Raw genomic sequence first — 12,670 nt, forward strand, 5'->3', positions numbered from 1 at the left:
CTACGCTACCGTGGAATCCAAAAACTATACGACCCATGCCGTTGATTTCGACCCTTTTGCAGATGGCGAGATCGAAAAAACAATGCGCTTGACCGAATCCCAGGAAGAAATCTGGACGGCGTGTATCATCGGGGGTATTGAGGCCAACTGTTCCTACAACGAATCGCTATCGTTGATTCTCCGTGGGGATTTTAAGCCAGACGCGCTAACATACGCTCTGCAAAACATTGTCCGTCGGCATGAAGCGCTTCGGTCTACAATCAGTGCAAATGGCGAGTACTTCTGCATTCATTCCGAGCGTTATATCGAGCCGCACTATACAGATTTGTCTTCGCTTCCGGACGCCGAACAAACGGTATTTCTTGAACGGTATGGAGACCAGGATGCTGCGGCACCTTTTGACCTGAACGCGGGCCCGCTATTCAGAGTTGCCGTTTTTAAACTGGGCGAAACGGAACACCATGTCCGGCTGACGGCGCATCACTTGGTTTGCGACGGGTGGTCTTTTGGTGTTATCCTGGAAGAGCTGGGTGCGCTGTATACGGCATATCTGACAGGCGAAAGTGCCGATCTTGAGCCCGCTACCGGCTTTACGCGTTATGCGTCGGAACTGAACGCGCATGAAAGCACGATGGATTACCAAACTTCGCTGTCCTACTGGGTTGAAAAATACACGCGTGAAGTTCCGGAAATTAACATTCCGCTGGATTACCCACGCACTGCCACGCGTACCTACGCCAGCAACCGGAAAGATGTCCGCATCGACAAAGAGGTTATCCACCAGCTAAAAGAACTCGGGCAATCCACCAATACCAGCATGGTGAACGTATGGATTGCCTTATTCGAAGTCTACCTCTACAAAGTAACCGGCCAGCATGAATTCGCCTTTGGATTACCCACTTCCGGGCAATTGGCAACCGGCAGCTTTAATCTCGTGGGGCATTGTGTCAACTTACTGCCGATCAGATGCACGGTAAAACCGGCACAATCGTTTTCTGCCTATCTGGCTGAGCGAAAGAAGGCTTTATTGAACGATTATGACCATCAGCTCGTCAGTTACGGTGCCATTTTGAAGGCGCTAAAAATTAAAAGACAGCAATCTGCATTGCCGTTGATTTCCACCGTCTTCAATGTGGACCTCGGCATCAGCGAAAAAATCGTTTTCCAGGGACTGGAGTATGCCATCGTGTCCAATCGCCGGAAATTCGATGTTTTCGACTTTTCGGTGAATCTCACGCAGTCGTTAGGCGAATACATGTTGGAATGGTCGTACAACACGGCGCTTTTTGCCGAGGACAGCATCGATCGAATGATCAGGGGATTTCTTCACCTGCTAAGCTGCATACTGCAGCACCCCCATCATGCCATAAGCACCTTCCGTCTACGCGACGGCCACGAAGAGGCGGTTATTGACCAGCTGAATAATACGGCGTTAACCTACGATAAATCACAGACGGTTCACGAGATGTTTCAAAAGGCTGCAGCGTTATATCCGGCGAAGACAGCGATTTCGTTTCACGGTCAACGTATTTCCTACGAAGCGTTGGAACGGCAATCCAACCGGTATGCGAAATACCTCGCCGATTGCGGCCTGACCAAGGGCGACCGGGTTGGGATTGTCCTTTTCCGAAGCATCGATCTCATTGCTTCGCTGCTGGCGACCATGAAGGCGGGTGGCGTATTCGTACCCATAGATCCCCACCTGCCACAGACACGGATTGAACAAATGCTCAATACCGTCGATGCTAAGCTCGTGATTGTCGACCGGCCGTCCGCCTTTGCGACAATCAAGACCGTCACAACGGCGCACATGCACGCTGCTTCGACGCGTTATGGAGACGAACCGATCGCTACCGCCGTTACAGGCCGCGATCTGCTGTATGTCATTTTTACATCAGGCTCAACGGGACGGCCCAAAGGCGTGAAAGTAACGCATTCCAATCTGGTCAATTTTCTGATCAGTACCCAAGAGGAGCCGGGTATAATGGCCAGCGACCGGTTCCTGTCGATCACCCCGATATCCTTTGATGCCTCCATGCTGTTATTTTTACCCCTGGTATCGGGGGCGGAATTGATCGTTGCCGATGACGATGCGATCCGGGATGGACGCCGTATCCACGATCTGATGCTTGAGCACCAAGTCAGTTGGATGGCCACCACCCCAAGTGTCTGGAAAATGATCATCGACGCGGGTTGGAATACCCGCTTGGATATGACTATCCAAAGCGGTGGTGAACCGCTGAGTCAGGCATTGGCTGCCGAATTATTAGCGCGTTGCACGTCGCTGTGGAATGTTTACGGCCCAACCGAAACAACCGTTGCGGTCCTAAACAAGCGGATTGTATCTGCGGATGCCCCGATTACCCTTGGAAAGCCGCTTAGAAACACGAAAGTTTATCTACTTGACGGCGACGGCAATACCGTACCCGTCGGCCAGGTAGGCGAACTGTGCATATCGGGCGACTGCGTAAGCGAGGGCTATTGGGGTGAACCGACATTGACGGCCAATGCGTTTGTTCCAGTCACCGCTGCCCGTGAACCGAACAGGTTGATGTATAAAAGCGGGGATTTAGGCAAATACCTACCCAATGGTGAAATCCAGTACGTAGGCAGGGTTGACGGTCAAATCAAGCTTAGGGGGCACCGGATCGAGCTGGCAGAAATCGAACAGTGCCTGCTTCAACAAAGCGGCGTAAAAGATGCGGTAGTTCATGTGGTAGACAATAAGGCCGGGGATAAGGCCCTTGTCGGTTATATTGTTCCCGACGCAAACGACGCGTCACTTTGGAAAGATCGCTGGGAAGACTTATATACGCTGGGTGTAAAAAGTGAAGAAGCACTTCCATTGGCCGATCAGAATTTGGACCTGGCCATTGTATCCCAATATTACAAGGGCGAGCAAATCGAGGAACAAGGCGTGGAATGGACGAATGAAGGCTTGAAACGCCTAAAAGCCCTGAACGCCAAAAGAATCATCGAATTGGGTACCGGTGGCGGTCACCTGCTTTTTGCCCTGGGGTCCGGAGTCGAAGAATATATTGCCACGGATTATTCCGAAGTGGCAATCAACAAGCTGAAGGAAAAGCTGGCCGCCGACCCCCAGAAATGGCAGCACGTCAGGGCTTATACCGCCATGGCTGACGATTTTACCGGAATTGAACCGCATGCCTACGATCTGGTTTTCCTGCATGGCGTTGCGCAGTATTTCCCCAGTTTGCAGTACCTGGAACAGGTTATCCGGAAAGCTGCCACGGCATTGAGAACAGGCGGCTGTATCTATATCGGCGATATGCAAACGCTTGGCACCGTGGCCATGCACTTTTACCTCGATCAGCTGGCTGTGACGAGCGATCAAACCACGGTCGAAGCTTTCAAAGAAATCATCGAGCTTCGTATAAAGAAAGAAGAAGAATTAAGCGTTGACCCTACGTTCTTTTATAACCTGCCGGCGGCGATTCCGGCGATAAGCAGCGTTGACGTCCAGATACGGGGCGGAGATTACCTAAATGAAGGAACCAAATGCCACTATGATATTTGGCTGTACATTGGGGACACGGCACCAAAAGCCGCTACGCCCGGCATCGAACTGACGTGGGGCACCGCTTCGGATATGCCCTGGCTTCGACAGCAGCTGAGCGCTCATCCCGATCAGATTATCCGTATCACGCAAATCCCGAACAGCCGGCTGAGCCGGGATTTTGCATTGCTGCAATTGATCAATCAATCGGAAGGCCCCACTCCCATCCGGGCATTGAAGGATCGGATGGAATCGATACCGGTTTCGGGCTTTAACCCCTCGGATTTGTGGGCCATCGGCGAGCAACAGGGTTTTGCTACACACGTCAGGTGGTCATCCGATGGTTCTGACGGGCGCATAGAAGCGGTATTCATTCCCCGCGGATTACCCCTAATTCCCGAAAGGCCTCAACTTGCAAAGGATACCCCCATGCCAACGAATGCCTGGCAAGCGGAGGAAGCGATTCAGGTAGTGGCGTTTCCCGAACATCAGATCAAACGATGGAAAGGCGCCTTACAGGCAACCTTGCCGGACTACATGGTCCCGGCATTCTATGTCGTATTGAACCGGCTGCCGCTATCTTCAAATGGCAAAATAGACCGTGCAAAACTGCCCCAGCCAGCGGAAGCGTTGGACGCAACGCGGGTAGAAGACTACCAGGCACCTGCAACCCAGGCAGAACAGCTGGTGTCAGCGATCTGGTCCGACTTGCTACAACTAAAGAATATCAGTACGACAAGCAATTTCTTTGAGTTGGGCGGGCACTCGTTGATTGCCGTTAAGGTCATGCTCGCCATCGAGCGCGAAACCGGGAAACGACTTCCCATTACCTCGCTGTTTGAAAATTCGACCATCGAAAAACTTGCCCGGTTGATCGAGATGGATCAACAAGAACAGCGCCTGGACGAAGGCGTTGGGTATCCGAGCGGCACGGAACCGACGGCAATCGCGCATCCTTCGTTCTATACGATACCGACGATTGAACCGCAACGGGAAATTTGGTTGGCTTGCGAAGTAGGCGGCGACAGCGCCAATAATGTCTATACCATCACGTTCGACCAGGAATTGATCGGGCCGCTTCAGCCGGATGCACTGCGCCGTGCGGCGCAGCAACTCGTCGATCGGCACGAAACACTTCGCGCTAACCTAAGTGACGATGGCAACGAGCTGATCGTAAAAACCCAAGCGGATGTCGACTGGACCTTCCGGGACCTGTCCGACCTAACTGAACGCGAGCAGGTTGCATGCATCGAAAGGGAAATGCACAAATGCGCCAGTCGCGTGTTCAATCTGAGAAGCGATATTCTTTTCGCGGTATCGCTGTATCGATTGAATGCCGAACGGCATCACCTTATCCTTACAACGCATCACATTGTTTTCGATGGCTGGTCGTATAACGCCGCCATGAACGAACTGGGCGAGTTTTATTCGGCGTTTGCCACGGGCCGAACGCCGAACATCGACCCGGCGCCAAAGTTCAGCGATTATGCATCGGAAGAGCACACCTATTACCAGAGCAATGAACACGAAACCGTTGTCAACTTCTGGTTAGCCAGGCTCCGGGGTGAACTCCTGCCAATCGAATTGCCGACAGACTACCTACGCCCGAAAAAACGGACGTATCAAAGCGACCGGGCTTCGTTTTCCCTGGCGGCAGAAAAGTTTGATATACTCAAGCAAATCAGCAAAAAAGCCAACTGCAGTGTGGCCATGGTGCTCCGGTCTGTATTGGAGGTGTTTTTGTACCGGATGACCGGTCAGGCCGATGTTATTACCGGAATGCCTGCTGCAGGTCAACTCCTGACCAATCGCGAACATTTAATCGGGCACTGCGTCAACATGTTGCCGGTGCGTGCTCAAATTGACGGAAATGCGTCCTTCATGAACTACCTGACAACCAGGAAAGCCCAGTTATTGGAAGCATTCAGTCACCAAAAAATAACGTTCAGTACCTTGTTGCCACAGCTGGATATCCCCAGAGATAAAAGCAGACCCACATTGATTTCGGTGGTACTGAATACCGGCGTATGGCTGGACAACGGCACCACGTTGTTCCACGGCCTGCGAAACGAGCTGAAAGAGGCGCCAAAATTCTTCGAGAATTTTGAACTCGTCATCGATGCCATTGAACATGCGGATGGGATGCGGATCCGATGGGACTACCATACCGCGTTGTTCAAACCGGAGACCATCCAGGCCTTCCATCAACGATTCGAGCAAATCATCACGCAACTGGGACAGGATGAAGACATCCAGGTCGGCCGCGTTTCGTTGCTGCTGCCAACTGAGCGAACTCGCAGCGCTGCTTTCCATTCCCTCGATGATGCGCAATTGGACACGCTGCTCAAGACCGCCGTACATCGGCATGCCGATCAAATCGCGCTATCCTCGGTCGAGCGGACCATGACCTATAAGGAACTGGATGTGAAAAGCAGTCAGCTCGCGAATTTATTGGTGGAAAATGGGGTAAAGCCCGGAGATGCGGTAGGCATGGCATTGAACCGCTCAATCGACGCGATTGTCACCCTAATTGCCATTGTTAAATCGGGCGCTGCGTACCTTCCTCTTGACCTTCGCTATCCACAGGAACGGATCAATCAGATCGTAAACGGGGCATCGCTGAAAACGGTCATCAGCGAAGAGGGCGGTCCATTCGCATTCCCGACGGTGGAAAAGCACTTGACCATCGAATCGCTGATTCGCCAATGTGCAGCGTCCGATACCGCCGCACCGCTGATTCCATCGGAACCGGATCGAATTGTCTATATCCTGCACACTTCCGGTTCAACTGGAACACCTAAAGGCGTCTGCATGGGTCAACGTGCACTGGTCAATCTGCTGAAATGGCAAATCGAGGCATCCACGGCGACTGCTGCCTTTAACACGTTACATTTTTCGCCCCTGACCTTCGACGTATCCTTTCAGGAAATCTTCTCCACGCTCCTTACCGGAGGCACATTATCGATCATTGCTGATGAAGCACGAATGGATCCCGGACAGCTGCTTCAACATATCCAAAAAAATAACATCCATCGCTTGTTTGTACCGTTTGTAGCGTTGCAATCGCTGGCAGACCACGCTGCAAGCCTCCCTACGCCATTGTCGCTGAAAGAGGTGATGACCGCAGGTGAACAGCTGAAGATCACCCCGCAAATTGCAGCGTTCTTCAAACGTACGGGTGCTATCCTTTTTAACCAATATGGGCCCACGGAGACCCATGTGGTCACGCAACTTCAATTGCCTCAAAATACCGACGAGTGGCCCGCTTTACCCACTATCGGGAAACCCATTGCCAATACGGATATTTTCATCCTAAATGCGGAGCTTATTGAGGAGCCGCCGGGTGTCATCGGGGAACTTTGCATTGCCGGAGTTGCGCTTGCCGAAGGTTACCTGAATGCGCCGGCCGAAACCGCAGAACGATTCAACACTTTTCGTGCTTCGACAACCGATTCGCTTGTGCGTATTTACCGAACTGGGGACTTAGCCCGTCGGCTGCCGGATGGCAACATAGAGTTCATCGGCAGGAAGGATTCTCAGGTCAAATTACGTGGATTTCGCGTCGAATTGGGCGAAATCGAACACGCGTTAACCAAACAACCGGAAGTACAGGAAGCGGTGGTCATATTGCGGGATGACACGGATGGCAGGCGACTCATGGCGTGCGTAGTCGTACGGCCCGGTGCAGCATTTGAACGGCAACGGGTTATTGCACGACTGAAGGCGGAACTTCCGGATTACATGGTGCCGTCTGAATGGGCAATCGTCCCCAGCGTACCGCTTACGAAAAGTGGAAAAGTCGACCGCAGGGCACTGGAGAACGCAACGCAATCCGTGGAAACATCAAATGCCGATGGCAGGGTCGCCGCAGAAAACGAGACGCAGCAGAAGTTAATTCGGCTATGGCGCAGCTGCCTGCATGTCGAGCATATTGGCATCAGAGACGATTTCTTTGACTTGGGCGGCCACTCGCTGATTGCCGTAACGTTGATGAATCAGATTCACCGGCATTTCGGAATCAAGTTGCCGCTCGGCAGCCTGTTTGAGAATGCCACCATCGAACAACAGGCAAAACTGATCGACGAAAAGCAAGACCCCATGAAATGGGATTGCCTCATTCCGATAAAAAAGGAAGGCAGTAAACCTCCGTTGTATGTAGTGCATGGAGCGCTGTTAGACATCCTGTATGTGCGAAATCTATTGCCTTATCTGGACGCCGACCAACCTTTGTACGGGATACAAGGCATGGGGTTAAGCGGGAAAAGCGAAGCCGCCAATACGGTGGAAAAAATCGCCGCCCATTACGTGAAAGCCATTCTCGAGCAAAACCCGGGCGGTCCCTATGCATTTGCCGGTTTTTCATCGGGTGGGCTCTTGGCATTTGAAATGGCCAAGCAGCTTGAGCGCATCGGCAAGCGGGTACATTTTCTCGGACTGATCGATACGTTTACACCGAAACTCCAATTTGGTGGATTCACGAGTTGGTTTGGCTTTTATTGGGTTGTTATCAAAGAAGGTATCAAGCAATACACCGCGAAACTGGCTTTCCTATTTGCCGGTTTGCTGCTGGTGGATGTTTTGCTGAAAAATACCGTGAGCAGAATCAATAAGCGATGGTACCAAAAATTGTTTCCCCCTGACTATTGGCGAAGTAAGGCACAGCTTATCCATGCGCTGGCACAGCGAAAATACAACGTAACGCCTTACCGGATCAATGCGTACCTTTTCCGGAGCCCGGATGAACCGGGAGCCGAGCATCTGGCCGATTACCAAACCAACGGATGGGGTCCCATAATCGGTGATCAGCTAAAAATCGTCCCGGTCCAGCATGCGCATACGCAATTGTTCTATCCCGAGTCCGTCTCGGACATCGCGGAGAAATTGCAGCAAAGCATCAACGAAAGTTTGCTTGTGGAGCGGGTAACGGAGGCTGAGGTCGCTTAAAACGGCAATGGCTGTAGAATTTTGACTACAATTGTAATTATCGGAGGCGTTTTGCTATCAATTTTACGTTGGCTGCGTTATTTTTGATCGCCGGATCCTGACGGTAGCGGAGGAACGGCATATTAATACGTCAAACGAATTGGATACCTAATAAAATACATTCAAAACAACTAAAATCCTTAAACATGTTGTTTAATTCGCTCGCTTTTGTTGCGTTTTACCTGATAGTAACGGTGCTATATTTTATATTGCCTCACCGATACCGTTGGCTACTCTTGCTGAGCGCCAGTTGCTATTTTTATATGGCTTTTGTTCCAGTCTACATTTTGATATTAGGCGGAACCATTGTCGTGGATTACATCGCCGGTATCTGGATTGAGAAAAGTGAAGGTAAAAGACGTAAAAACTTCCTCATTCTAAGCCTGATCGCCAATATCGGCGTGCTTTGCGTATTCAAGTATTATAATTTCATAAATGATAATATAAGTCTCCTGCTCAACAATTTCCATTACCAAAACCCAATCCCTTATCTTGATATTATCCTGCCGATCGGCCTTTCTTTCCATACCTTTCAAGCCATGAGCTATACCATTGAGGTTTACAGGGGAAGGACCAAGGCAGAGCGGCATTTCGGCATCTACAGCTTATACGTCATGTTCTATCCGCAGCTGGTGGCAGGGCCGATTGAACGACCGCAGAACATACTCCCCCAGTTTCATACCGAACAACGGTTCGATTACGAAAAAATGGTGTCCGGTTTAAAACTGATGCTCTGGGGATTTTTTAAAAAATTGGTGGTGGCAGATCGCCTTTCCATCTACGTAGATTCCGTCTTTGGTCACCCGTCTTCGCACAATGGGACGACCGTGGCCATTGCTTCGCTCTTTTTCGCGGTACAGATTTATTGCGATTTTTCCGGTTATACCGACATAGCTATTGGCTGTGCCCGCACGATGGGTATCGACCTAATGAAAAATTTCAACAGACCGTATTTTTCTAAATCAATAAAGGAATTCTGGAGCAGGTGGCATATTTCGCTGTCGACGTGGTTCAGGGACTATCTATATATTCCACTGGGCGGTAATCGCGTACCCGTGCCGAGGATGTACTTGAATCTATTGATCGTTTTTACGATCAGTGGTATCTGGCATGGCGCAAGTTATAATTTTGTGATATGGGGTTTTCTTCACGGTATTTTTCTGATAACGGCAAGCATATTCGACCGATTGAAGCAAAAATGGGGCATAACCTACGAACTGCCCGGATTTATCAACATCGCGATCACCATACTGCTGGTGTCTGTTACGTGGATATTCTTCCGGGCGAATACGTTTGACGATGCCATTACAATGTTGTCAAGCTTAAAGACATTCGGACAAACGCCATTTACCGGCGGCATAAATAACATGGCTCATTGTCTTTTCGCCATCTTGTTACTCTTTCTAATCGAGTTCAAAATGGAGTATTTCCCGAACGCGCTAAACTTAGTCAATCACCCCAAAATGTGGGTCAGGTATACGAGCATGGCAACGCTAATCGTCATTATCCTCTTATTTGGGGTATTTAGCGGTGGGCAGTTTATCTACTTTCAATTTTAACAGAAATGAACGGGTTTCTACGATTTGCCAAAAGACTTTTAATCTTTATACTTCTCGTTGTTGCTGTTGACCGGATTGGAGGATTTGTTCTAAAAAAGCTTTATTTTTCTCAAGAAAAGGGACAATTCTCGCAAATCACCTATTCACTGGACAGCACAACACATGACGTGCTGGTTTTTGGAAGTTCAAGAGCGATCAGACACTACTCGCCCGCCATCCTATCTGAGAAGCTAAAGAAAAGCGTGTACAACGTAGGGATGGATGGACAGATGATCCCCTATTATGCGGCATTACAGGAAGTCATTTTGAACAGGTATACGCCCAAAATGATTATCCTGGACGTTACCCCATGGGAATTAAATGCCGGCGAGGCCAAATACCACAAACTCTCCGCGTTACTTCCTTACGTCGATGAACACCCCGAACTACTAAAATACGTGAGCTATTCAAGTGATTTGGAGCCTGTGAAGTTATACAGCCATATTTACCCGTATAATTCCTCCCTGTTTATCGGTCTGTACAATTTTCTATTGAAAAACAAGCTGCCGGATTATGCCAATGGCTACCTACCACTTGAACGGTCGATGGGGGAAAAAGGATTCAAAATACAGAAAGCCAATGCCGTACATGAGGCAGCAGCGGAAGAGAAACAAAAAGATATTTACGATGAGAAAGCCATCGCATTACTCCGTCAATTTTTAAGGAAAGCCGAAGAGAAAAATATAAAAACGCTGGTTGTTGTATCTCCCGTCATTTTTTCGAATTCGTTCAACAGCACTAAACTCCAAAAACTCCGGGATATTGTGGCGGATTATCCTGCGGTTAAATTTTACGATTACTCACAGGATACCAATTACACCGATAAGTTTCAATTGTATGCGGACATATTCCACCTGAACAAAAAAGGCGCGGAGAGATATTCCAGTGAATTAGCACATGATATTGTGAATTAAAACGATCGGAATAACAAGTCGTCTCCCCGGCATTTACCAAAATTGCTAATCAGAACACCGCGTACTCCCGGTGTTCTGCCAAATACCTTTGACTAAAAAACCAACAAAAACTTGCCTGATTGACAATATTTTATTTCTTTTGTAGTGTTTCTACTACAAAATATTTTTTTTCTACCTTTTGATAAAACAAAATGTTACCTGGACTTCGCTTACTGCCGGTATTGTTGTGTTTGATTTGCTTCTTTTCTTCGTGCGATAAAAATGTGATCCCTTCGCCAATAGCGGAAGAGGAGTCCGATTCGTCAGGTCCGGAGCCGGACGTTCCTCGACAGAAACTTATTTTGACTGGCAACAGCGAAGGCGTGTTGATCATTGATGGTGAGACCCAACCATACGCTTGTAATATCACCTTAGCTATCCAGGCAGGACAATATAACTCAGTTGTGATTCGAAACCTTCACGGCAGCGCGGGGTGCCCCTTTCGTATCGAAAACGAAGGACTGGTTGAATTTGTGGGTTACCGCAAAACCATGGCCATTGCCAACGTCTCGCATATCGTCATTTCGGGCGATGGCTCCGAAGAAATACAAAACGGCTTCGTTTTTAGGGACAACAAACATCGGGCGGTTGAATTAAGCGGAGACATTAATCATTTCGTTTACCAACATGCCGAATTCAAAAATGTAGCCGACTATGTGATTTCCTATAACCCCAAGAAAATATACGATGGTTCGACGGCTTCCTATTCCCAGGATATAAAGTTTGCCCATCTGAAAGCGACGAATACGGGACGATTAATACATTTTAGCGGGGGGATAAGTGGATCGGAGATTACCGGCTTGGTAAGGAAATTGGAGGTTTCCAATACGGATGTTTCAAACTGTCCCTCCCCGGGAGATGTGATTTACGTCGGCATGGTTGAAGATTACGACATTTTCGGAAACGTTTTTTCCGACATCAACACGCAAAATAATAATCACAATGCCATGTTCCACCTGATCGGGAATGGGAAGTTTCATAATAACCACATCAGCAACCATCAGGGCAATGCCATCCGGGCCTGGGCGGTCAGCGTGGGTAATACGCCCAAAGAGGTCCACATTTTCAATAACATTGTTTTCAGTTCCCGGAAATATTCCGCCTTCGAAACGCAATCCTTCGCGCGGATGATGATTCCACAGCAAACCACCTACGCCAATGTAAAGGTCTACCACAATACCTGTGGGCGCCTTAACCTGTCGCAAGACTGGTATGGCGTGGTGCTGGATGCCTATCGCCTGCTTGGTGGCACATGCGAAGTTTACAATAACCTGGCTTATAACCTACCTACCCCACACCCGAAGAGCCCTATTGTCAGCTACTTATCGATGGAGCTGGACAAGCTCAACGAATCCAATAACAGCTATTTTGCGACGGCGAGCGCTGCAGGTATCATTGACGAAAAAAACTTCAGACTATCGACGAAATCAGAAGCGTATAGGAACGGATCACCCAATTTCTTGGCGTTCGATTTCTATCGCACACAGCGGAATACGAGCTCGCCATCTATCGGTGCTGTTGAATGAGCCTTTCGTTCGTCTGAGCGTTTGTAGTGTTTCACCTACAAAATAAAATATTCGCGCCGTTCTTCCTTTGATTTAGTCAACATACACCTACTT

4 protein-coding genes are annotated in these 12,670 nt (G+C 49.2%); all 4 read left to right on the plus strand.

The annotated features are described in order from the left end of the window. Positions 1 to 10 precede the first annotated feature (10 nt). Positions 11 to 8,461, plus strand: a complete 8,451-nt coding sequence (locus ACFQRK_RS05375; protein WP_379004406.1) for an amino acid adenylation domain-containing protein — start codon at positions 11 to 13, stop codon at positions 8,459 to 8,461. A gap of 302 nt (positions 8,462 to 8,763) precedes the next feature. Next, positions 8,764 to 10,059, plus strand: coding sequence for an MBOAT family O-acyltransferase (locus tag ACFQRK_RS05380; RefSeq protein ID WP_379004408.1), 1,296 nt, complete (start codon positions 8,764 to 8,766; stop codon positions 10,057 to 10,059). Positions 10,060 to 10,064: 5 nt separating this feature from the next. Next, positions 10,065 to 11,012 (plus strand): hypothetical protein, encoded by a 948-nt coding sequence (locus tag ACFQRK_RS05385; protein WP_379004410.1) that lies wholly within the window; start codon positions 10,065 to 10,067, stop codon positions 11,010 to 11,012. Between the two features lie 191 nt (positions 11,013 to 11,203). Then, the gene (locus ACFQRK_RS05390; RefSeq protein ID WP_379004411.1) at positions 11,204 to 12,577 is read left to right on the plus strand and encodes a hypothetical protein; all 1,374 of its coding nucleotides are present in this window, start codon (positions 11,204 to 11,206) and stop codon (positions 12,575 to 12,577) included. Positions 12,578 to 12,670 lie beyond the last annotated feature (93 nt).

Source organism: Parapedobacter sp. GCM10030251 (assembly GCF_042666505.1).
Taxonomy (GTDB): Bacteria; Bacteroidota; Bacteroidia; order Sphingobacteriales; family Sphingobacteriaceae; genus Parapedobacter.